General features: G+C 65.5%; 27 protein-coding genes. 26 read left to right on the forward strand and 1 reads right to left on the reverse strand.

Translation table 11 applies throughout. The annotated features are described in order from the left end of the window. Nucleotides 1-63 precede the first annotated feature (63 nt). The 26 genes from ACAD63_RS01680 to ACAD63_RS01805 all read left to right on the forward strand — a co-directional run bounded on the left by ACAD63_RS01680 (nt 64) and on the right by ACAD63_RS01805 (nt 20,118). Complete coding sequence (locus ACAD63_RS01680; protein WP_135706058.1) at nt 64-882, forward strand: ABC transporter ATP-binding protein; 819 nt, start codon at nt 64-66, stop codon at nt 880-882. After that, on the forward strand, nt 882-1,658 hold the full coding sequence (gene mlaE, locus ACAD63_RS01685) for a lipid asymmetry maintenance ABC transporter permease subunit MlaE (protein WP_434033957.1): 777 nt from the start codon (nt 882-884) through the stop codon (nt 1,656-1,658). Before ACAD63_RS01680 ends, mlaE begins: the two co-directional genes overlap by 1 nt. 77 nt (nt 1,659-1,735) lie before the next feature. Continuing rightward, on the forward strand, nt 1,736-2,257 hold the full coding sequence (gene mlaD, locus ACAD63_RS01690; protein ID WP_133093456.1) for an outer membrane lipid asymmetry maintenance protein MlaD: 522 nt from the start codon (nt 1,736-1,738) through the stop codon (nt 2,255-2,257). Beyond that, entirely contained in the window at nt 2,254-3,258 is a 1,005-nt protein-coding gene (locus ACAD63_RS01695) for an MlaA family lipoprotein (protein WP_371703153.1), read from the forward strand. The genes mlaD and ACAD63_RS01695 overlap by 4 nt, the downstream gene beginning before the upstream one ends. Before the next feature lie 211 nt (nt 3,259-3,469). Then, nucleotides 3,470-4,099 (forward strand): MlaC/ttg2D family ABC transporter substrate-binding protein, encoded by a 630-nt coding sequence (locus tag ACAD63_RS01700; protein ID WP_133093457.1) that lies wholly within the window; start codon nt 3,470-3,472, stop codon nt 4,097-4,099. A gap of 153 nt (nt 4,100-4,252) precedes the next feature. After that, nucleotides 4,253-4,570, forward strand: coding sequence for an STAS domain-containing protein (locus tag ACAD63_RS01705; protein WP_133093458.1), 318 nt, complete (start codon nt 4,253-4,255; stop codon nt 4,568-4,570). Nucleotides 4,571-4,831: 261 nt separating this feature from the next. After that, a complete protein-coding gene (locus ACAD63_RS01710) occupies nt 4,832-5,782 on the forward strand; it encodes an ABC transporter ATP-binding protein (RefSeq protein ID WP_434033346.1) in 951 nt (316 codons plus the stop codon). Further along, nucleotides 5,779-6,600 (forward strand): ABC transporter permease, encoded by an 822-nt coding sequence (locus ACAD63_RS01715; RefSeq protein ID WP_133093460.1) that lies wholly within the window; start codon nt 5,779-5,781, stop codon nt 6,598-6,600. The genes ACAD63_RS01710 and ACAD63_RS01715 overlap by 4 nt, the downstream gene beginning before the upstream one ends. Before the next feature lie 51 nt (nt 6,601-6,651). Next, the gene (locus tag ACAD63_RS01720; protein ID WP_133093461.1) at nt 6,652-6,900 is read left to right on the forward strand and encodes a BolA family protein; all 249 of its coding nucleotides are present in this window, start codon (nt 6,652-6,654) and stop codon (nt 6,898-6,900) included. 81 nt (nt 6,901-6,981) lie between these two features. Beyond that, nucleotides 6,982-8,232, forward strand: a complete 1,251-nt coding sequence (gene murA / locus ACAD63_RS01725) for a UDP-N-acetylglucosamine 1-carboxyvinyltransferase (RefSeq protein WP_133093462.1) — start codon at nt 6,982-6,984, stop codon at nt 8,230-8,232. Between the two features lie 19 nt (nt 8,233-8,251). Continuing rightward, entirely contained in the window at nt 8,252-8,926 is a 675-nt protein-coding gene (hisG, locus tag ACAD63_RS01730; RefSeq protein ID WP_029047631.1) for an ATP phosphoribosyltransferase, read from the forward strand. Nucleotides 8,927-8,977: 51 nt separating this feature from the next. Then, nucleotides 8,978-10,321 carry a histidinol dehydrogenase gene (gene hisD, locus ACAD63_RS01735; RefSeq protein ID WP_133093463.1) on the forward strand — a complete coding sequence of 448 codons (1,344 nt, stop codon included), beginning with the start codon at nt 8,978-8,980 and terminating at the stop codon, nt 10,319-10,321. 35 nt (nt 10,322-10,356) lie between these two features. Further along, the gene (hisC, locus tag ACAD63_RS01740) at nt 10,357-11,457 is read left to right on the forward strand and encodes a histidinol-phosphate transaminase (RefSeq protein ID WP_135706055.1); all 1,101 of its coding nucleotides are present in this window, start codon (nt 10,357-10,359) and stop codon (nt 11,455-11,457) included. A gap of 4 nt (nt 11,458-11,461) precedes the next feature. Beyond that, the gene (gene hisB / locus ACAD63_RS01745) at nt 11,462-12,049 is read left to right on the forward strand and encodes an imidazoleglycerol-phosphate dehydratase HisB (protein ID WP_019451384.1); all 588 of its coding nucleotides are present in this window, start codon (nt 11,462-11,464) and stop codon (nt 12,047-12,049) included. Nucleotides 12,050-12,139: 90 nt separating this feature from the next. Continuing rightward, nucleotides 12,140-12,763 carry a YchE family NAAT transporter gene (locus ACAD63_RS01750; RefSeq protein ID WP_133093465.1) on the forward strand — a complete coding sequence of 208 codons (624 nt, stop codon included), beginning with the start codon at nt 12,140-12,142 and terminating at the stop codon, nt 12,761-12,763. Continuing rightward, nucleotides 12,760-13,413, forward strand: a complete 654-nt coding sequence (gene hisH, locus ACAD63_RS01755) for an imidazole glycerol phosphate synthase subunit HisH (RefSeq protein ID WP_165971443.1) — start codon at nt 12,760-12,762, stop codon at nt 13,411-13,413. The genes ACAD63_RS01750 and hisH overlap by 4 nt, the downstream gene beginning before the upstream one ends. Before the next feature lie 194 nt (nt 13,414-13,607). Continuing rightward, a complete protein-coding gene (gene hisA / locus ACAD63_RS01760; protein WP_029047635.1) occupies nt 13,608-14,354 on the forward strand; it encodes a 1-(5-phosphoribosyl)-5-[(5-phosphoribosylamino)methylideneamino]imidazole-4-carboxamide isomerase in 747 nt (248 codons plus the stop codon). A 93-nt stretch (nt 14,355-14,447) separates the two neighbouring features. Further along, nucleotides 14,448-15,218: an imidazole glycerol phosphate synthase subunit HisF gene (gene hisF / locus ACAD63_RS01765; RefSeq protein ID WP_063241228.1), complete on the forward strand. Its 771-nt coding sequence runs from the start codon at nt 14,448-14,450 to the stop codon at nt 15,216-15,218. Nucleotides 15,219-15,220: 2 nt separating this feature from the next. Beyond that, nucleotides 15,221-15,625, forward strand: a complete 405-nt coding sequence (hisI, locus tag ACAD63_RS01770) for a phosphoribosyl-AMP cyclohydrolase (protein WP_063241227.1) — start codon at nt 15,221-15,223, stop codon at nt 15,623-15,625. After that, nucleotides 15,622-15,999 (forward strand): phosphoribosyl-ATP diphosphatase, encoded by a 378-nt coding sequence (locus ACAD63_RS01775; protein WP_133093467.1) that lies wholly within the window; start codon nt 15,622-15,624, stop codon nt 15,997-15,999. Before hisI ends, ACAD63_RS01775 begins: the two co-directional genes overlap by 4 nt. A 73-nt stretch (nt 16,000-16,072) precedes the next feature. Then, nucleotides 16,073-16,462: a DUF4870 family protein gene (locus ACAD63_RS01780; protein ID WP_133093468.1), complete on the forward strand. Its 390-nt coding sequence runs from the start codon at nt 16,073-16,075 to the stop codon at nt 16,460-16,462. A gap of 54 nt (nt 16,463-16,516) precedes the next feature. Beyond that, the gene (locus ACAD63_RS01785) at nt 16,517-16,873 is read left to right on the forward strand and encodes a histidine triad nucleotide-binding protein (protein ID WP_133093469.1); all 357 of its coding nucleotides are present in this window, start codon (nt 16,517-16,519) and stop codon (nt 16,871-16,873) included. Nucleotides 16,874-17,019: 146 nt separating this feature from the next. Beyond that, nucleotides 17,020-17,259, forward strand: coding sequence for a Sec-independent protein translocase subunit TatA (gene tatA, locus ACAD63_RS01790; RefSeq protein WP_133093470.1), 240 nt, complete (start codon nt 17,020-17,022; stop codon nt 17,257-17,259). A gap of 84 nt (nt 17,260-17,343) precedes the next feature. Then, nucleotides 17,344-17,853, forward strand: coding sequence for a Sec-independent protein translocase protein TatB (tatB, locus tag ACAD63_RS01795; protein WP_133093471.1), 510 nt, complete (start codon nt 17,344-17,346; stop codon nt 17,851-17,853). A gap of 125 nt (nt 17,854-17,978) precedes the next feature. Beyond that, entirely contained in the window at nt 17,979-18,776 is a 798-nt protein-coding gene (gene tatC, locus ACAD63_RS01800; RefSeq protein ID WP_133093472.1) for a twin-arginine translocase subunit TatC, read from the forward strand. A 241-nt stretch (nt 18,777-19,017) separates the two neighbouring features. Then, nucleotides 19,018-20,118, forward strand: coding sequence for a porin (locus ACAD63_RS01805; protein WP_133093473.1), 1,101 nt, complete (start codon nt 19,018-19,020; stop codon nt 20,116-20,118). 423 nt (nt 20,119-20,541) lie between these two features. On the opposite strand, the gene ACAD63_RS01810 is transcribed toward ACAD63_RS01805, so the two are convergent. Beyond that, entirely contained in the window at nt 20,542-21,735 is a 1,194-nt protein-coding gene (locus ACAD63_RS01810) for a Do family serine endopeptidase (protein ID WP_133093474.1), read from the reverse strand. Nucleotides 21,736-21,743 lie beyond the last annotated feature (8 nt).

The raw sequence follows: 21,743 nt of genomic DNA on the forward strand, positions 1-21,743 counted from the left end.
ACGGGTGCCAGCAGGGCTAGGTAGTACACCTTATAATGCGCCCCTGTCCCGACCGGTGCCAACGTGACCGACCCTGCTCAAAACCTCGTCGAACTGAATGCGGTGGATTTCGCCTATGCGGACCACGGCAAGCCCATCCTGTCCGGCCTCACCATGCAGTTCCCGCGTGGCAAGGTGATCGCGGTCATGGGCGGTTCGGGGTGCGGCAAGACCACGGTGCTGCGGCTGATCGGCGGCCAGGTGCGCCCGCAGGCGGGCACGGTCCGCTTCGACGGCACCGATATCCACCGGCTGGATACCCGCGGCCTGTACGGGGTGCGGCGCCAGATGGGCATGCTGTTCCAGTTTGGCGCGCTGTTTACCGATTTGTCGGTCTTCGACAATGTGGCCTTCCCGCTGCGCGAGCATACCGACCTGCCGGACTCGATGATCCGCGACCTGGTGCTGATGAAGCTGAACGCGGTCGGCCTGCGCGGCGCCCGCGACCTGATGCCGTCGCAGATCTCGGGCGGCATGGCGCGGCGCGTGGCGCTGGCGCGCGCGATCGCGCTCGATCCCGCGCTGCTGATGTATGACGAGCCCTTCGCCGGCCTCGACCCGATCTCGCTCGGCCTGACCGCCCGCCTGATCCGCAGCCTCAACGACGCGCTCGGCGCGACCACGATCATCGTCTCGCACGACGTGCACGAGACCTTCCAGATCGCCGACTACGTGTATTTCATTGCCGACGGGCGCATCGCCGCGCAGGGCGAGCCCGAGGCGCTGCGCGCCTCCACCGACCCCTTCGTGCACCAGTTCGTCCACGCCGAGGCCGACGGCCCGGTGCCGTTCCACTATCCGGGACCGTCGCTGGCCGAGGACTTTGCCGGAGGTGCGCGGTGATCGGCTTCCTTGCCACCATCGGCGCGGCCGTGCGCCGCAGCGTGACGGGCCTGGGCCATGCCACGCGCATGTTCCTTGCCGTGCTGGGCCTGTCGCCGGCGCTGCTGCGCCGATTCCGGCTCGTGACCGACCAGGTTTTCTTTGTCGGCAACCTGTCGCTGGTGATCATCGCCGTGTCGGGCCTGTTCGTCGGCTTCGTGCTCGGCCTGCAGGGCTATTACACGCTGAACCGCTACGGCTCGGAGCAGGCGCTGGGCCTGCTGGTGGCGCTGTCGCTGGTGCGCGAACTGGGGCCGGTGGTGACCGCGCTGCTGTTTGCGGGCCGCGCCGGCACTTCGCTGACCGCCGAGATCGGCCTGATGAAGGCGGGCGAGCAGCTGACCGCGATGGAAATGATGGCGGTGAATCCGCTGCAGCGCGTGGTTGCGCCGCGTTTCTGGGCGGGCGTGATCGCCATGCCGGTGCTGGCGGCGATCTTCAGCGCGGTGGGCATCCTGGGCGGCTACGTGGTCGGCGTGCAGCTGATCGGCGTCGACGCCGGCGCGTTCTGGTCGCAGATGCAGGGCGGCGTCGACGTGCGCGCCGACGTGCTCAACGGCGTGGTCAAGAGCTTTATTTTCGGCATTGCCGTGACGTTCATCGCCTTGTACCAGGGCTTTGAGGCCAAGCCGACGCCCGAAGGCGTCTCGCGCGCGACCACCCGCACCGTGGTGATCGCGTCGCTGGCGGTGCTGGGGCTGGATTTCCTGCTGACCGCGCTGATGTTCAGCAACTGAGGCCGCACCAGAAGCGCGGGCGATACTGACAAAAAAGACAGCGACAAGACACTACAGGGTTGAAGAAAGAGATTCCAATGAAAAAGATCACACTCGATTTCTGGGTGGGGCTGTTTGTTGCGGCGGGGTTTGTGGCCCTGCTGTTCCTGGCCCTCAAGGCGGGCAACATGAGCGCCTTTACCTTCCAGGACACTTACAGCGTGCAGGCCCGCTTCGACAATATCGGCGGGCTCAAGCCGCGCGCGCCGGTCAAGAGCGCCGGCGTGGTGGTCGGCCGCGTCGCGGCGATCCGCTTCGACGACAAGACCTACCAGGCCACCGTCGAGATGAACCTGGAGAAGCGCTACCAGTTTCCCAAGGACACCTCGGCCAAGATCCTGACCTCGGGCCTGTTGGGCGAGCAATACATCGGCCTGGAAGCCGGTGGCGACACCGCCATGCTGGCCGATGGCGCCCGCATCACCATGACGCAGTCCGCGGTGGTGCTGGAAAACCTGATCGGGCAGTTCCTGTACAACAAGGCGGCGGATGCCGGTGGTGCCAGCGGCTCGCCCGCGGCCGGCGCCAGCGCGCCGGCGCTGGGTGGGGATGCCAAATGAGGGTTGTCCCCCCCGTCAAGCCGGGCCGCGTTGCACGCCGCCCGGTGGCCGGCCTGATGGCCGCGGCGGCAGCCGCTGCGCTGATCGCCGGCTGCGCCACCGGCCCCACGGCCAACCCGAAGGATCCACTGGAGCCCTTTAACCGCGAAGTCTCGAAGATCAACGAGGACTTCGACAAGGGCATCCTGCGCCCGGTGGCCGAGCTGTACGCCGACTACATGCCGACGCCGGTGCAGCGCGCGGTGGAGAATTTCTTCTCCAACGTCAGCGATGCCTATTCGGCGGTGAACAACCTGCTGCAGGGCAAGCCCACGCGCGCCGCCGAGGATTCGATGCGGGTCGCGATGAACTCGGTGCTTGGCCTGGGCGGGCTGATCGACATCGCCACGCCGGCCGGCCTGCCCAAGTACAAGGAAGACTTCGGCCAGACGCTGGGTGTGTGGGGCGTGCCGCCAGGCCCGTACCTGGTGCTGCCGCTGTTCGGCCCGAGCTCGGTGCGCGATACCGGCGGCATGCTGGTGGACCGCCAGTTCGACCCGTCGGCCTATATCTACCCGGTATCGCTGCGCAATTCGCTGGCCGGCGTGCGCATCGTCGCGGGCCGCGCGCAGCTGCTTGGCGCGAGCAACCTGCTGGAGCAGGCGGCGCTGGACAAGTACTCGTTCCTGCGCGACTCCTACCTGCAGCGGCGCCAGTACCTGGTTTACGATGGCAATCCGCCGGAAGCCGACGACGCTGACAGCGATGGCGCCGCACCCGCAGCACCGGCTGCCCCGGATGACGCCGGCGAGAAGCCTGCTGGCGCCACCACGCCCGCGGCACCGGCACCTGCCGCACAACCGGCGGATGCGTCCGCGCCCGCGGCCACGCCGCCGGCCGATGCGTCGGCCCCGGCCGCCACGCCTCCCAAGGGCGACATCCAGCCGGAAAGCCAGAGCCTGCCGGTGCCGCCGGTGGAGCCGATGCAGCGTATCGTCCCCGGCGTGATCCGCATTCGCTAAGCGCCTTGTGCGCCAGTCCCGGGGGCCGGCGCCAGGCTGTGAATGCCCTGTCAGGGCTGAAACAATTTGTTTGGAAGTGGCGGAGAAGGCGCTGGTCCGTGCAACGCGCAGGCCGTGCTTATGTTCCAATCACCGCAAGGCCGCTGCCGGCAGGCGGCGCCAGTCCGGTGTACTTCGCCGGCAAACGTCTTTGAGAAAGAAGGAAAAATCCATGATTAAGCGACTGTTGGTCCCCTTCCTTACGGTAGTAGCCTTCGCCGGCGCTGCCCATGCACAGGTGTCGGGCACGGACGCCGCCACGCCGGACGGGCTGGTGAAGGCCGTGGTCAACGACGTAATGACGACCGTCAAGGCCGACAAGGACATGCAGGCCGGCAATATTGCCAAGATCACCGCGCTGGTCGAGCAAAAGATCATCCCCAACGCCAACTTCCAGAAGACCACGCAGATCGCGATGGGCCGCAACTGGTCGAAGGCGACGCCCGAGCAGCAGAAGCAGATCACCGAGGAGTTCAAGACCCTGCTGATCCGCACCTACGCCGGCGCCATCGCGCAGATCCGTGACCAGGCCGTGCAATACCGCCCGTACCGCGGCACGCCTGAGGACACCGATGCCACCATCCGCACCCAGGTCATCAACAAGGGCGAGCCGATCCAGATGGACTACCGCCTGGAGAAGACCGCGAACGGCTGGAAGGTCTACGACATCAACGTGCTGGGTGCGTGGCTGACCGAGGCCTACAAGGGCAGCTTCAATACCATCGTCGGCCAGCAGGGCGTCGAGGGTGTGATCAAGACGCTGCAGGACCGCAACCGCCAGCTGGCCAACGCCAAGAGCTAAGCCGCGGCGAGCGCGCGCCGCTGCAATGCAGCACAGCGCGCCGATCTTGCACTACAATGGCCGTTCGCGGCACTGGCTCCCGCCTCAGCGCGGGAGCTTTTGTTTGCGCCGCCTTGCTCTCCATCCAAGCCGATTACGTTTCCTGACGCCACCATGCTTTCGCTGGGTACCTCGCTGACCAACCAGAACGCCGCGGCCGTGCTGCGCGACGGGCTGGCGCGCGTGGCGCAGGGCGGGGCGCAGGGCAAGGTGCAGGTCGATTGCACGGGCCTGGCGCAGGTGGATTCCTCCGCAGTTGCCGTGCTGCTGGCGTGGCATCGTGCCGCAGCCGCGCGTAACCTGGCGCTGTCGCTGCGCGGGGTGCCGGCGCAGCTGTCGCAGCTGGCCGGCCTGTATGGCGTCGATGGCCTGCTGGGCCTGGCGAACGGCGCTGACGCGCTTTCCCGTCCGGGCCACCACCACCGACATTGATCCGGCATCGCCGGGCGCAGCGATTGCGTCCGAACGCGATGCCCCGGCGACGGCCTGGTGCGTCGCCGCGCCCAGCGGACCATCCGGTGGGGGATCAAGCGGGACCTACCCCTGATCCCCTATAATTCCGGGTTGTTCGCCCTTCCCCCCGCCTGATTCCGGTGCATGCCAAGCCGGCCCAGGAAATCCGGGCACACAGTAGTTCCCCATTCCAGGCGGCTGGCCCCCCAAAAAAGGCCGGACACGCCACAGACAACGGCCATGAAAGCCATTGAAATCCACGACGTCCGCAAGCGCTACCGCAACCTCCAGGCGCTCAAGGGCGTCAGCTTCACCGTCGAACGCGGCGAATTCTTCGGCCTGCTCGGGCCGAACGGCGCCGGCAAGACCACGCTGATCTCGATTCTCGCCGGCCTGAACCGCGCCGACTCCGGCGGCGTCCGTGTGCTGGGCCACGATGTCGTATCCGACTACCGGATGGCGCGGCGTATGCTTGGCGTGGTGCCGCAGGAGCTGGTTTTCGACCCGTTCTTCACGGTGCGCGAGACGCTGCGGCTGCAGTCCGGCTATTTCGGCCTGACCCGCAACGACGACTGGATCGACGAGATCATGGCCAACCTGGACCTGACCAGCAAGGCCGATTCCAATATGCGCCAGTTGTCCGGTGGCATGAAGCGCCGCGTGCTGGTGGCGCAGGCGCTGGTACACCGCCCGCCGGTGATCGTGCTGGACGAACCCACCGCCGGCGTCGACGTCGAGCTGCGCCAGACGCTGTGGAAATTCATCTCGCGCCTGAACCGGGAAGGCCACACCATCATCCTGACCACGCACTACCTGGAAGAGGCCGAGGCGCTGTGTGACCGCATCGCCATGCTCAAGTTCGGCGAAGTGGTGGCGCTGGACCGCACCAGCAACCTGCTGACGCAGTTCGCCGGGCTGCAACTTGTGCTGACTTTCGCGCAGGGCACCCTGCCGCATGCGCTGGAGCCGCTGCGTATGCCGGCCAACCCGGGCGAGCGCGCGGTGCGGCTGCGGCTGTCGGGCTACCAGGCGGTCGAGCCGATCCTGGCCGCCTGCCGCGAAGCGGGCTGTGACATCGAAGACATGGAAATCAACAAGGCCGACCTCGAAGACGTGTTTGTCCAGATCATGCGCCGCGAGGGCCACATGCCGGGCGCGCTGCCCGACCCCGCCATGGAGGCCTCGGCATGAAGCAGCCTGGCGAAATCGAACTGGTGGAAGACGCCCGCCTGGGCCCGATGGCCGTTGGCGGCCTGGTCGGCTTCCGGACCCTGCTGTACAAGGAAGTGCTGCGCTTCTGGAAGGTCAGCTTCCAGACCGTGGCCGCGCCGGTGCTGACCGCGGTGCTGTACCTGCTGATCTTCGGCCACGTGCTGGAAGACCGCGTCAAGATCTACGACCAGATCAGCTACACCGCCTTCCTGGTGCCCGGCCTGGTGATGATGAGCGTGCTGCAGAACGCCTTCGCCAACAGCTCGTCGTCGCTGATCCAGTCCAAGATCACCGGCAACCTGGTGTTCGTGCTGCTGCCGCCGCTGTCGCACTGGGAGATGTTCGGTGCCTATGTGCTGGCCTCGGTGATCCGCGGGCTGACCGTGGGCCTGGGCGTGCTGCTGGTGACGGCATGGTTTGCCAACCTGCACTTTGCCAACATCGGCTGGATCGTGGTGTTCGCACTGCTGGGCGCGGGCATCCTCGGTACGCTTGGCCTGATCGCCGGCATCTGGGCCGAGAAGTTCGACCAGCTCGCCGCGTTCCAGAACTTCCTGATCATGCCGGCCACTTTCCTGTCCGGCGTGTTCTATTCGATCCATTCGCTGCCGGCCTTCTGGCAGGCGGTGTCCCATGCCAATCCGTTCTTCTACATGATCGACGGCTTCCGCTATGGCTTCTTCGGCGTCTCGGACGTGTCGCCGCTGTTTAGCCTGGCGGTGGTGGGATCGGCCTTCGTGGTGCTGGCGGCGCTGGCGCTGCGGCTGCTGAAATCCGGCTACAAGCTGCGCCACTGAGCGCCGCCGCACTGACATCGCGCACATTCTGAATACGCTGAAGAGAACCCCATGCTGCCTACACCGGAACAAGTCAGGGAATACATTGCCCAAGGATTGCCCTGCGAACATCTGGAAGTCGAGGGCGACGGCCAGCACTTCTTTGCCACCATCGTCAGCAACGAGTTCGAAGGCAAGCGGCTGATCCAGCGCCACCAGCGTGTCTATGCCGCGCTGGGCGACCGCATGCGCGCCGAGATCCATGCGCTGTCGATGAAGACGCTGACGCCCGCCGAGTGGCAGGCAGGTGAGGGCAAGTAAGCTCAGGCCGTGCCGCACCGCGCCGCATGCGCGGTTGAAAACAATGATGCCGGGTCCAGGCCCGGCCAGAACCGACACAACATGGACAAATTCCAGATCCAGGGCAACGGTCCGCTACGGGGCGAAGTCCGCGTTTCGGGCGCCAAGAATGCCGCGCTGCCGATCCTGTGCGCGGGCTTGCTCACGGCCGATACCGTCTCGCTGGATAACGTGCCCAACCTGCAGGACGTGCGCACCACGCTCAAGCTGCTGCGCCTGATGGGCATGCGCGCCGAGCAGGATGGCGCCACCGTCGCGCTCAACGGTGCCGACGTCAACTCGCTCGAAGCCCCGTACGAGCTGGTCAAGACCATGCGCGCCTCGATCCTGGTGCTGGGTCCGCTGGTGGCGCGCTTCGGCGAGGCCCGGGTCTCGCTGCCCGGCGGCTGCGGCATCGGCGCGCGGCCGGTCGACCAGCACATCAAGGGCCTGCAGGCGATGGGCGCCGAGATCAGCATCGAGCATGGCTTTATCCATGCCCGTGCCCGGCGCCTGAAAGGCGCGCGCGTGGTCACCGACATGATCACCGTGACCGGCACCGAGAACCTGCTGATGGCCGCCACGCTGGCCGAAGGCGAAACCGTGCTGGAAAACGCCGCGCGCGAGCCGGAAGTCACCGACCTGGCTCACCTGCTGGTCAAGATGGGCGCGAAGATCGACGGCATCGGCACTGACCGGCTGGTGGTGCAGGGCGTCGACAGGCTGCACGGCGCCCGCCACAGCGTGGTCGCAGATCGCATCGAGGCCGGGACCTTCCTGTGCGCGGCGGCCGCGACGCTGGGCGAACTGGTGCTGCGCGACGTGCGCCCGGACCTGCTCGACGCCGTGCTCGACAAGCTGCGCGAAGCCGGCGCCCGCATCGAGACCGGCGCCGACTGGATCCGCCTGGCGATGCCGCACCGCGCCAGGGCGGTGAGCTTCCGCACCTCGGAATACCCCGCCTTCCCGACCGACATGCAGGCCCAGTTCATGGCGTTGAATGCCGTGGCCGAAGGCACCGCGCGCGTGACCGAGACCATCTTCGAGAACCGGTTCATGCACGTGCAGGAACTGAACCGACTCGGCGCCGACATCGCCGTGGAAGGCAACACCGCGGTGGTCAGCGGCGTGCCGCGCCTGTCCGGCGCCAGCGTGATGGCGACCGACCTGCGCGCCTCCGCCAGCCTGGTCATCGCCGGCCTGGTCGCCGAGGGCGACACCGTGATCGACCGTATCTATCACCTGGACCGCGGCTACGACCGCATGGAAGACAAGCTGTCTGCAGTGGGCGCCAAGATTCGCCGCATTGCCTGAGCACGAGGACTGACGCACGATGAGCCCCACTTTCAACGCATCGCCCAACCAGCTGACGCTGGCGCTGTCCAAGGGCCGCATCTTCACCGAGACGCTGCCGCTGCTCGAAGCCGCCGGCATCCAGGTCACCGAGGATCCCGAGACCTCGCGCAAGCTGATCCTGCCGACCTCGGACCCCGCCGTGCGCGTGGTGATCGTGCGCGCTTCGGACGTGCCGACCTACGTGCAGTACGGCGCCGCCGACTTCGGCGTGGCCGGCAAGGACGTGCTGATGGAGCATGGCATGGCCGGCCTGTACGCGCCGATCGACCTCAATATCGCCCGCTGCCGCATGTCGGTGGCGGTGCCGGCCGGGTTTGACTACGCCAGCGCGGTGCGCCAGGGCGCGCGCCTGGCGGTGGCCACCAAGTACGTGCAGACCGCGCGCGAGCATTTTGCGAAAAAGGGCGTTCACGTCGATCTGATCAAGCTGTACGGTTCGATGGAGCTGGGCCCGCTGGTGGGCCTGTCCGATGCCATCGTCGACCTGGTCAGCACCGGCAGCACGCTGCGCGCCAACAATCTGGTCGAAGTGGAAGAGATCGTGCAAATTTCGTCGCGGCTGGTGGTGAACCAGGCTGCGCTCAAACTCAAGCGCGAGCGGCTGGCGCCGATCCTCGACGCTTTCGAACGCGCTTCGGCGGCGCTGGTGTAGGGCCACATCGGGCCACATCAGGCCGGTACCGACCGAGAAGGAAAAGAAGTCATGAACGCAACCGTATCCGAAATGGAAAACCTGCCGATCCGCCGGCTTGATTCCAGCGAGCCGGGCTTTGCCGAGGCGCTGCGCCAGGTGCTGGCCTTCGAGGCCGGCGAGGACGAGGCCATCGACCGCGCCGCGGCACAGATCCTGGCCGACGTGAAGGTCCGCGGCGACGCCGCGGTGCTGGAGTACACGAAGCGCTTCGACCGCATGGAAGCGCCGTCGATCGCGGCGCTCGAGCTGTCCCAGACTGAACTGGAAGCCGCTCTCGAAGACCTCGAGCCCAAGCGCCGCGCCGCGCTGGAAGCCGCTGCCGCGCGCGTGCGTGCCTACCACGAGAAGCAGAAGATCGAGTGCGGCAGCCACAGCTGGGAGTACACCGAGGCCGACGGCACCATGCTGGGCCAGAAGGTGACGCCGCTGGACCGCGTCGGCATCTACGTGCCGGGCGGCAAGGCCGCCTACCCATCGTCGGTGCTGATGAACGCGATCCCGGCGCGTGTGGCCGGCGTGAAGGAGATCATCATGGTCGTGCCCACGCCCGGCGGCGTGCGCAACGAGCTGGTGCTGGCCGCCGCGCAGATCGCCGGCGTCGACCGCGTCTTCACCATCGGTGGCGCGCAGGCCGTGGGCGCGCTGGCCTACGGCACCGCGACGCTGCCGCAGGTCGACAAGATCGTCGGCCCGGGCAATGCCTATGTGGCCGCGGCCAAGCGGCGCGTGTTCGGCACCGTCGGCATCGACATGATCGCCGGGCCTTCCGAGATCCTGGTGATCTGCGACGGCACCACCGACCCCGACTGGGTGGCGATGGACCTGTTCTCGCAGGCCGAGCACGACGAACTGGCGCAGTCGATCCTGCTGTGCCCGGACTCGGACTACATCGCCCGTGTCGAAGCCAGCATCCAGCGCCAGCTGCCGACCATGCCGCGCCGCGACGTGATCGCTTCGTCGATCTCCGGCCGCGGCGCGCTGGTCAAGGTGCGCGACATGGAAGAAGCCTGCGAGATCGCCAACGCGATCGCGCCGGAGCACCTGGAAATCTCCGCCGAGAACCCGCGCCAGTGGAGCGAGAAGATCCGCCACGCCGGCGCCATCTTCCTCGGCCGCTATACCAGCGAATCGTTGGGCGACTACTGCGCCGGCCCCAACCACGTGTTGCCGACCTCGCGCACGGCGCGCTTCTCGTCGCCGCTGGGCGTCTATGACTTCCTGAAGCGCTCGAGCCTGATCGAGGTCAGCGAGGGCGGGGCGCAGATGCTTGGCCAGATCGCCGCCGAGCTCGCGTATGGCGAAGGTCTGCAGGCCCACGCCCGCAGCGCGGAATACCGTTTCAAGCGCAGTTGATTTACTGAACCAACGCAGTCAAACCAGGAGTTTCCATGTCAGCCGTAGAGCCCTCCCTGATCGAACGCATCATCCGTGACGACGTGCGCGCCATGGGCGCCTACCACGTCCCGGATTCGCACGGTCTGGTCAAGCTCGACGCGATGGAAAACCCGTACCGCCTGCCGCAGGAGCTGCGCCAGCAGCTGGCCGCGCGGCTGGGCGAGGTGGCGCTGAACCGCTACCCGGTGCCCAGCAGCGAAGCGCTGCGCGCCAGGCTCAAGGATGTGATGCAGGTGCCCGCCGGCATGGACGTGCTGCTGGGCAACGGCTCGGACGAGATCATCAGCATGCTGGCGCTGGCCGCGGCCAAGCCGGGCGCCACGGTGATGGCGCCGGTGCCGGGCTTTGTCATGTATGCGATGTCGGCGCAGTTTGCCGGGCTCGAGTTCGTCGGCGTACCGCTGCGCGCCGACTTCACTCTCGATCGCGACGCCATGCTGGCGGCGATGGCCGAGCACCAGCCCGCCATCATTTACCTGGCCTATCCGAACAACCCCACCGGCAACCTGTTCGACGCGGCCGACATGGAGGCCATCCTCCGTGCCGCGCAAGGCGATGTCTGCAACAGCCTGGTGGTGGTCGACGAGGCCTACCAGCCGTTCGCGCAGCAAAGCTGGATGCCGCGCCTGACGGACTTCGGCAACCTGCTGGTGATGCGCACCGTGTCCAAGCTCGGCCTGGCCGGCATCCGCCTGGGCTACCTGGCCGGGGCGCCGGAGTGGCTGGCGCAGATCGACAAGGTGCGCCCGCCCTACAACGTCAACGTGCTGACCGAGGCCGCCGCGCTCTTCGCGCTGGAGCATGTGTCGGTGCTGGACGAACAGGCCGCGCAACTGCGCGCCGAGCGCACCCGCGTGGCCGACGGCATGGCCGCGCATGCAGGCGTCACGGTGTTCCCAAGCGCCGCCAACTTCCTGCTGGCGCGCGTGCCGGATGCGGCACAGACCTTCGACCGCCTGCTGGCGCGGAAGGTATTGATCAAGAACGTGAGTAAAATGCACCCGTTGCTGGCCAATTGTCTGCGCGTCACGGTCAGCACGCCCGAAGAAAACGCGCAGTTCCTTGAGGCATTCGCAGCGTCGCTGCAGGATTAACACCATGCGTGTTGCAGAGGTCACCCGCAATACTTCGGAAACGCAAATCCGCGTTTCCCTGAATCTCGACGGCACCGGCCGCCAGAAGCTGGCGTCGGGCGTGCCGTTCCTCGACCACATGCTCGACCAGATCGCCCGGCATGGCATGTTCGACCTGGAGGTCGAAGCCACCGGCGACACGCATATCGACGACCACCATACGGTGGAAGACGTCGGCATCACGCTCGGCCAGGCCGTCGCCAGGGCCATTGGCGACAAGAAGGGCATCACCCGCTACGGCCACAGCTACGTGCCGCTGGACGAATGCCTGTCGCGCGTGGTGATCGACTTCTCCGGCCGCCCCGGCCTGGAATTCCACGTGCCGTTCACCCGTGCGCGCGTGGGCAGCTTCGACGTCGACCTGACCATCGAGTTCTTCCGCGGTTTCGTCAACCATGCGGGCGTGACCCTGCATATCGACAACCTGCGCGGCATAAATGCCCACCATCAGTGCGAAACCGTGTTCAAGGCCTTTGGCCGGGCACTGCGCATGGCGGTGGAGCTGGATCCGCGCGCGGCCAACACGATCCCGTCGACCAAGGGTACGCTCTGAGCTTCCTGAACCCGTAGGCGTGCCGGCTGGTTGCGGCGCCCGCCCACCTCTCTATCCAATACCGCCAGCGATGCTGGCAACCCGCAACCGATGGATACGCTCAAGTCGTTTATCTCGCTGCTGGCGCTGATCAACCCGATCGGGGCGATCCCGTTCTTCATCAGCCTGACCAGCCAGCAGACCGAAGCGGAAAAGCTGCGTACCATCAAGATCGCGTCGATCTCGGTGGCGATCGTGGTGGCGGTGTCGGCGTTGCTGGGGCAGCAGATCATCGAGTTCTTCAATATCTCGGTGGCATCGCTGCAGGTGGGTGGCGGCCTCATCATGATCATGATGGCCATGAACATGCTGAACGCGCAGACCGGCCGCACCAAGGCCACGCCGGAAGAAGAGGATGAGGCCGAGGTAAAGTCCAGCATCGCGGTGGTGCCGCTGGCGCTGCCGCTGCTGACCGGGCCGGGCTCGATCAGCACGGTGATCGTCTATGCCGGCAAGACCCAGCACTGGTACCAGCTGCTGATTTTGGTGGGCATTGGCGCGCTGCTGGGTTCGGTGGTGTACATGGTGTTCCGCGCGGCCGACCCGATCGCCCGGGTGATCGGCCGCACCGGCATCAATATCGGCACGCGCCTGATGGGGCTGATCCTGTCGGCGCTGGCTGTTGAATTCATCGTGGACGGGCTGAAGACATTGTTGCCTGTTTTGAAATCATGACTACCATAGCAATTGTGGATTACGGCATGGGCAACCTGCGCTCGGTGGCGCAGGCACTGCGTGCCGCGGCACCGGAAGCGGACGTGCGGGTGGTGGATGCCCCCGAAGGCATCCGCAGCGCGGATCGCGTGGTGCTGCCCGGCCAGGGCGCGATGCCGGACTGCATGTCGGCACTGGGCGCCTCGGGCTTGCAGGAAGCGGTGGTCGAGGCCGCCGGCAGCAAGCCGATGCTTGGTGTGTGCGTCGGCGAACAGATGCTGTTCGAGTTCAGCACCGAAAGTCGTGCTGGCGCGGACCGCACACCGGCGCTGGGGCTGATGCCCGGCCAGGTGGTGCGTTTTGCGCTGGACGGCATGACGCAGCCCGATGGCTCGCGTTTCAAGGTGCCGCAGATGGGCTGGAACCGGGTGCGCCAGGCGAAGCCGCACCCGCTGTGGGCCGGGATTCCCGACGACAGCTGGTTCTATTTCGTCCACAGTTACTACGTGCAGGCGCAGGATCCGGCCCATATCGCCGGCGAAACGGAGTATGGAGTCGTGTTTACCAGCGCGGTAGCCCGCGATAATATTTTCGCGACGCAGTTCCACCCCGAGAAGAGCGCGGCCCTGGGCCTGCAGCTGTACCGGAACTTCGTCCACTGGAATCCATAAGGCGCACCGGACACCCCGAATCGCTTGTTTGACGATTGTTCGACCGAGAACCAGACAGACCCGTCACCGGACCCTGACCCTGACCCTTCACGCAACCCGTCAAGCGACCAGTTCCCGATCGAACATCGACCCCGACCTGACCGGCCTCGCCGGTCTCGCTCAACCTCACTTACTCAACCACGCTCGTCACGCATATGTTGCTCATTCCGGCCATCGACCTGAAGGACGGTCAGTGTGTACGCCTCAAACAAGGCGACATGGACCAGGCCACCGTCTTTTCCGAAGATCCCGCCGCCATGGCACGCCACTGGGTGGAGCAGGGCGCGCGGCGCCTCCACCTGGTGGACCTGAACGGCGCGTTCGTGGGCAAGCCCCGCAACGAGGCGGCCATCAAGGCCATCATCGCCGAGGTCGGCGATGAGATCCCGGTGCAACTGGGGGGCGGTATCCGCGACCTGAACACCATCGAACGCTGGCTGGACGACGGCTTGTCGTACGTCATCATCGGCACCGCGGCGGTGAAGAATCCCGGCTTCCTGAAGGACGCCTGCTCGGCCTTCGGCGGCCACATCATCGTCGGCCTCGATGCCAAGGACGGCAAGGTCGCCACCGACGGCTGGAGCAAGCTGACCGGGCATGAAGTGGCGGACCTGGCGCGCAAGTATGAAGATTACGGTGTCGAAGCCATCATCTATACCGACATCGGCCGCGACGGCATGCTGCAGGGGATCAATATCGACGCCACCGTCAAGCTGGCGCAGTCGATGTCGATCCCGGTGATCGCCAGCGGCGGCCTGTCCAACCTGGCGGATATCGACAACCTGTGCGCGGTCGAGGGCGAGGGTGTGGAAGGCGTCATCTGCGGCCGCGCGATCTACTCCGGTGATCTGAACTTTGCCGATGCGCAGGCCCGTGCCGACAAGCTGCGCGACGGCCAGTAAGGCCAACGCGGGCCCAACGCAAGCCAACGCGCCCGCGGGCGCAGCCGCTGTCGCACCGGTGCCTTGCCGGCGCGGCGGCGGACAAGGACTCTCATGCTAGCCAAACGTATCATCCCCTGCCTGGACGTGACCAACGGGCGGGTGGTCAAGGGCGTCAACTTCGTTGAGCTGCGCGATGCGGGCGACCCCGTGGAAATCGCGCGCCGCTATGACGAGCAGGGCGCCGACGAAATCACATTCCTCGACATCACCGCCACCAGCGACGGGCGCGACCTGATGCTGCATATCATCGAGGACGTCGCCTCGCAGGTGTTCATTCCGCTGACGGTCGGCGGCGGCGTGCGCACGGTCGAAGACGTGCGGCGCCTGCTCAATGCCGGCGCGGACAAGATCAGCGTCAACTCGTCGGCCATCGCCAACCCGCAGCTGGTGTCCGACGCCACCGCCAAATACGGTTCGCAGTGCATCGTGGTGGCGATCGATGCCAAGCGCAGCTCCGCCCCGGGCGAGCCGTCGCGCTGGGAAGTCTTCACCCACGGCGGGCGCAAGGCTACCGGCCTGGACGCGGTCGAATGGGCGCGTGAAATGGCCGCGCGCGGCGCCGGCGAGATCCTGCTGACCAGCATGGACCGCGACGGCACCAAGAGCGGCTTCGACCTGGAACTGACCCGCGCCGTCAGCGACGCGGTGCCGGTGCCGGTGATCGCCTCGGGCGGCGTCGGCGGGCTGCAGGACCTCGCCGACGGCATCACCAAGGGCCGCGCCGACGCGGTGCTGGCCGCCAGCATCTTCCACTACGGCCAGCATACCGTGGGCGAAGCCAAGGCATTCATGGCCCGCGAGGGCATTCCCGTGCGGATCTGATCATGGCAAAGAAGTGGCTCAACAAGGTCAAGTGGGACGATAACGGCCTGGTGCCGGTGATCGTGCAGGAAGTGGGTTCGAACGACGTGCTGATGTTCGCGTTCATGAACCGCGACGCGCTGCAGCGCACCGTGGAACTGGGCGAGGCCGTGTTCTGGTCGCGCTCGCGCAAGCGCCTGTGGCACAAGGGCGAAGAGTCCGGCCACGTGCAGAAGGTGCATGAGATCCGCCTCGACTGCGACGAGGACGTGGTGCTGCTCAAGGTCACGCAGGTGGACAGCATCGCCTGCCATACCGGGCGCCATTCCTGCTTCTTCCAGAAATTCGAGGGCGATGCGGAGGCGGGTGACTGGCAGACCGTCGAGCCCGTGTTGAAAGACCCTGCACAGATCTATACCAAGCCATGAGCGACACCCAACCGAGCAGCAGCGATGTGCTGGCACGCGTGGCCGAAGTGCTCGAATCGCGCAAGCCCGCCAATGGCGGCGACCCCGCCAAGTCCTATGTTGCCAAGCTGTACAGCAAGGGCGACGACGCGATCCTGAAGAAGATCGGCGAGGAAGCCACCGAGACCGTGATGGCGGCCAAGGACGCGCGCGCTGCCGGCCACAGCGGCAGCGAGGCCGGCAAGCTGGTCTATGAGGTGGCGGACCTGTGGTTCCACACCCTGGTGTTGCTGGCAAACTTCGGGCTGGGCCCGGACGACGTGGTCAACGAACTGGCACGGCGAGAAGGGCTCTCCGGCCTGGAAGAAAAAGCCCGGCGCAAGGAAGAGGGCTGACCTGCTGACCAGTCGCTGTGCTGGCCAGTTTCCCGCCTGCCGCGAGGCAGGCCATCGCAGAACAAGGGCAAACATGGCGAACGACTATACCGCGCAGGTTACCGGCCCCAGCAGCGAACAGCAGAGCAGCCTGCGCAAGCTGCTGCATATCCTGTACGCGCTGTACGCGATCTTCTGGCTGACCGGCGGCATCACCGCGCTGATCGCTATCATCATCGACTACGTCAAGCGCGACGACGCGCGCGGTTCGCTGTATGCCTCGCACTTCGCATGGCAGATCCGCTCGTTCTGGTGGTCGGTGGCGTGGGCGGTGCTGGGCGGCGTGCTGTTCGCCACCGTGGTGCTGATGCCGCTGGCGTTTGCGGTGTGGGCCGTGCTGTCGCTGTGGATGCTGTATCGTATCGTCAAGGGCTGGCTGTACCTCAACGACAGCAAGCCGATGTACCCGGATCAGCAGTTCTGATGCCGGGCGGACACGGTACCCTCGGGGTGCAGGGTTCGCCGCAATGAAATTTTCATGAACGTTCAGGATAATTGCATCTTCTGCAAGATCGTGGCCGGCCGGATACCGTCGCGCAAGGTGTACGAAGACGACGACATGGTGGCCTTTCACGATATCCATCCCAAGGCCCCGGTACACCTGCTGGTCATCCCCAAGTCGCATGTCGACTCGCTGGCCGATTGCGGCGCCGGCGAAGGGGAGGTGCTTGCTAGAATGATGCTGAAGGTGCCTGAACTGGCGCGCGCGGCAGGCTGTGGCAACGGCTTCCGGACGGTGATCAATACCGGGCCGGACGGCGGCCAGGAAATCTACCACCTGCATCTGCATGTGCTCGGTGGGCCGCGCCACGAGTGGAAGGGACCGCTGCCCTGAACGGGCAGCCTTGGCATGGGAGCGCCCGGGCGGCAACGCCGGGGCAAATGCTGCGCCGGCAACCGTCGCCCGGCGCGGCCATAACGGGACGGAACAACGGGTCCGGGCGACTATGACTACGCCCGAGGCTTCACCAGGAGCAAGAGATGGGTTCGTTTAGCATTTGGCACTGGCTGATCGTGCTGGTGATCGTCATGCTTGTGTTTGGCACCAAGAAGCTGCGCAATATCGGCCAGGACCTGGGCGGCGCGGTCAAGGGTTTCAAGGATGGCATGAAGGACGGCGAAGACAAGGAAAAGTCGGCCCAGGCCGCCCAGTCCAAGGAACTGCGCGACTCCACCACCATCGACGTAGAAGCCAAGGAAAAGTCGCGCCAGCAGCAGTAAGCCGGCGGTGCGCTATCCCCTTCCCGCGATCGTGGCTGCCTGTGCGCAGCCCCGCGTCCCCGCTGTCTTCCGCATGATGTCCGCATGATTGATCTCGGCATTTCCAAGCTGGCGCTGATCGGTGCCGTGGCACTGATCGTGATCGGTCCCGAGCGGCTGCCCAAGGTCGCCCGCACCGTTGGCGCTCTGGTCGGCCGCGCGCAACGCTATATCAATGACGTCAAGGCCGAGGTCAGCCGCGAAGTCGAGCTGGAAGAATTGCGCAAGATGCGCTCTGAATTCGAGGAAGCGGCGCGCGACGTCGAGCGCACCATCCACAAGGAAGTCAGCGAGCAGACCCAGGCACTGAACGAAGCGCTCGGCGGCACTGAAGCGGGCACCGAAGGCGTCAGCGCCGGCGGCGACAGCTTCGTGCCAAGCTGGGACGCGGCGCACAAGGCTCACAACGGCCGCAAGAGCTGGCGCGTGAAGCAGGGCGCGCGGCCGCTGTGGTTCAAGCGCCAGCACAATGTGCGGGTCTGGGTGCAGTCGGGCGCCGCGCGCGTGAAGCGCCACCGCCCGGCCAGCCGGCCGTCCCGTTCCTTCTTCGAGTGAGCATGTTGCGCGTGCCGGCCCATGCCGGGGCTGCCGCCGCCATCGCCATGCCCGTCCAACCGCGCCGCGCCGAGCGGCATCATCGATCCCACCTTGCCAGCCTGCGCGGCTGAGCGGTCCACGCCATGAGCGACACCCGGTCCCCAGATCCCCAAGACCCGCAAGACGAGTCGCAGCAGGAAACCTTCATTTCCCACCTGATCGAGTTGCGCCAGCGCCTGGTCAAGGCGGTGGCCGGGATCATCCTGGTCTTCGTTTGCCTGGTCTACTGGGCGCCGGTCATCTTCAACCTGTTTGCGGCGCCGCTGATGCAGTCGCTGCCCAAGGGCGGCAAGATGATCGTGACCGACGTCACCGGCTCGTTCTTCGTGCCGATGAAGGTCACGTTGCTGGTGGCGTTCCTGATCGCGCTGCCATGGGTGCTGTACCAGGTCTGGCAGTTTGTCGCGCCCGGGCTGTACCAGCATGAGAAGCGGCTGATCCTGCCGCTGGTCTCGAGCAGCTACATCCTGTTCCTCTGTGGCGTGGCGTTTGCGTACTTCCTGGTGTTCCCGACGGTGTTCCACTTCATGGCGCACTACAACGCGCCGCTGGGTGCGGACATGTCGACCGACATCGACAAGTACCTCAGCTTCGCCATGACTACCTTCCTGGCCTTCGGCATCACCTTCGAGGTGCCGGTGGTGGTGATCGTGCTCGTCCGGTTCGGCGTGGTCGAACTGGAAAAGCTCAAGCAGATCCGCCCGTATGTGATCGTCGGGGCGTTTATCATTGCCGCCATCGTGACGCCGCCCGATGTGCTGTCGCAGTTGCTGCTGGCGGTTCCGCTGGTGCTGCTCTATGAACTTGGGCTGGTCATGGCGCGCTTCGTCGGCCGTCCGGCCGCGCAAACCGAGGCTTCAGCGGAAACGCAGACGGACTAATACCGCTGAGGTAGGTATACCGAGCCATCCACCCCGTTTTTGCACCAAAACGGGGATTTTTTTGCCCAGCCGTGTTGTTCGATCACAACAAAAACCGTTGGTAAGCGTGGTTTACGCCGAAAAAGCCTTCTGAGGGCTGGGGGGGCTGGCACATAATACGCAGCAGACGTGAATGTAAATACGTCGCCCAAGCACTTGGGCAACCAAGATTTCCCAATCAGTTGACAAGGAAAGTGTCGATATGAAGATGAAACTGTTTGCTGCTGCCGTCGCCGCTCTGGCCGCTGGCGGCGCGTATGCCCAATCGAGCGTGACCCTGTACGGCGTGGCTGACGTTGGCCTCGAGTACAACACCAATGCCAACGCCGCTGGCGACGACCTGTTCCGTATGGCGTCGGGTAACCAATCCGGTTCGCGCTGGGGCCTGCGTGGCGTGGAAGATCTGGGCGGCGGCCTGAAGGGCGTGTTCGTGCTGGAAAGCGGTTTCGAACTGGACAACGGTACTTCGGCCCAAGGCGGTCGTCTGTTCGGTCGTCAAGCTTACGTCGGTCTGCAAAGCCAATACGGCTCGCTGCTGCTGGGCCGTCAACAGACCTCGTTCTATGACTTCGGTCTGATCTATGACCCGATGGCCATCTCGTCGCGTTATGGCATCCTGGCTCAAGACTCCCAGTTTGCTGCTCGCGCTGACAACACCGTCAAGTACATCGGCACCTTCGGTGGCCTGACCGCATCGGCTTTCTACAGCTTCAACAACAACGGCCAAGAAACCGCTGGCGCGTTCCGCCGCGGCCAACAGTACGGCGCGCTGCTGAACTACGCAGCTGGCCCGTTCTCGGTTGGCGCTGCCTACGACGAAATCCACGGCACCGTGTCGGCTGCTGGTGTTGACCAAAGCGGTCAGCGCACCCGCCGCGCTACCGTTGGCGCCAACTACGCCTTCGGTCCGGCCAAGGTGTACGCTGGCTATCGCTGGGCCAAGGCTTTCGACGGCGCCCCGCTGACGGGCGGCACGACGGTTGACAACGGTGTTGTCACCACGTCGACCTCGTCCAACCTGTACTGGCTGGGTCTGGGCTACCAACTGACCCCGGCGTTCTCGCTGTCGGGCGCTGCTTACTACCAGGACTTCCGCAAGAGCGACGCAGATCCGTGGCAATTCGTGATCACGGCCGACTACGCGCTGTCGAAGCGTACCGACGTGTACACCTCGCTGTCGTACGCTCTGAACGACAAGGGCTCGGCCCTGGGCGTGAACGGCTTCAACACCGCCACGACCACCAACGTTCAGCCGAACAAGGATCAGTTCGGTGCTGTGGTTGGTCTGCGCCACAAGTTCTAATCCAGCGCGAGCGTAAGCTCGCTTGAGATTGGCTTGCAGAAGGCCGGCGTCCGCAAGGATGCCGGCCTTTTGTCTTGTCTGAGAAGTCTTGGCGTCGGGGCAGAGGCTCACGAGCAGGCGGGAGCCAGCCGGGACCTCTGTACAGCGTCGCGGCGCGTACTGTTACGCAGCAGGAGGGTCGTGGTTCGTGGCTCGGGGTTCGGGGTTCGGGCATGGGCAACGGGCTACGAGCTGAACTGGGCCGCAACGATCGGAAAAAGTGCGCGGCACTGATTCGACTTTCGCGCATTCGTTCGCTTGTCTAGCCCACCGGCAGTCGCGCCGCTGCCCGTCAACCTTCACTGGGTCAGCCCATCCTTCGCGCAATAAAAAACCCCGCCATCGCTAGCGGGGTTTTGCATCCAGGCCGGGAACGACTCGGTCTCACTCCTCCTCTTCGAACGGCATCGCCCGGCGCGGCGGAGGCGGGCGCTTGCCAATCGTTACCGTCAGTTCGGTAGGCTTGCCGCGTCGGATCACCATCATCTTGATGTCGACACCCGGCTTGAGCTGGGCGATGGCATTCAACAGCGCTGTCGTGTCGGTGATCGACGAGCCATCCACCTTGGTCAGCACATCGCCCGGCTTCACGCCGGCCTTGTCGGCCGGGCCGCCCTGGACCACCGCGGCGATCAGTGCGCCTTCCTTGGCATCGAGGCCGAACGATTCGGCGATTTCCGGCGTCATGTCCTGCGGCTCGACGCCGATCCAGCCGCGTGTGACGCTTCCGGTGGAAATTATCGACTCCATCACTTGCTTGGCCGTGGATACCGGGATCGCAAAGCCAATCCCGAGCGAGCCGCCCGAACGCGAGTAGATCGCCGTATTGATGCCCAGCAGGTTGCCCTGTGCGTCAACCAGCGCACCGCCCGAATTGCCCGGGTTGATCGCGGCGTCGGTCTGGATGAAATTCTCGAAGGTATTGATGCCGAGATGGCTCCGACCCAGCGCCGACACGATGCCCATCGTCACCGTCTGGCCCACGCCGAACGGATTGCCGATCGCCAGCACCACATCGCCGACCTTGACGTTCTCCAGCCGGCCCAGCGTGATCGCGGGCAGGTCCTTCAGCGTCACCTTGAGCACGGCCAGGTCGGTCTCGGGGTCGGAGCCGACCACCTTGGCGTTGGCCTTGCGGCCATCGGTCAGCGCGATCTCGATCTCGTCGGCGCCATCCACTACGTGGTGGTTGGTTAGAATGTAACCCTCGGCACTGACAATCACTCCTGATCCCAGGCTCGACACCGGCTCCTGCCGCTCAGGCAGGCGGTCGCCAAAGAAGAAGCGGAACCACGGATCCTCGGCCTGCGGGTTGGGCGAGCGCTTGTTGCCGTTCTTGCTGGTAAAAATATTCACCACCGCCGGCATGGCGGACTGTGCGGCTTCACTGTAAGACCCTTCGGCGGCAGGGCCGGACACGTTAGGCACGACTTCCTTGAGCGCCACGATCGGCGACCCGGATTGGACCGCGACGCGCCCCCTCTGCAGCCAATCAGGCTTGAGCGTTGCCACGACGAACCAGACCGCCAGCACGACGGTGACAGCCTGGGCAAAGAACAGCCAAAAGCGCCGCAACATATTGGAGT

Origin of the sequence: Cupriavidus sp. a3, assembly GCF_051015765.1 — a bacterium.
Taxonomy (GTDB): Bacteria; Pseudomonadota; Gammaproteobacteria; order Burkholderiales; family Burkholderiaceae; genus Cupriavidus; species Cupriavidus oxalaticus_A.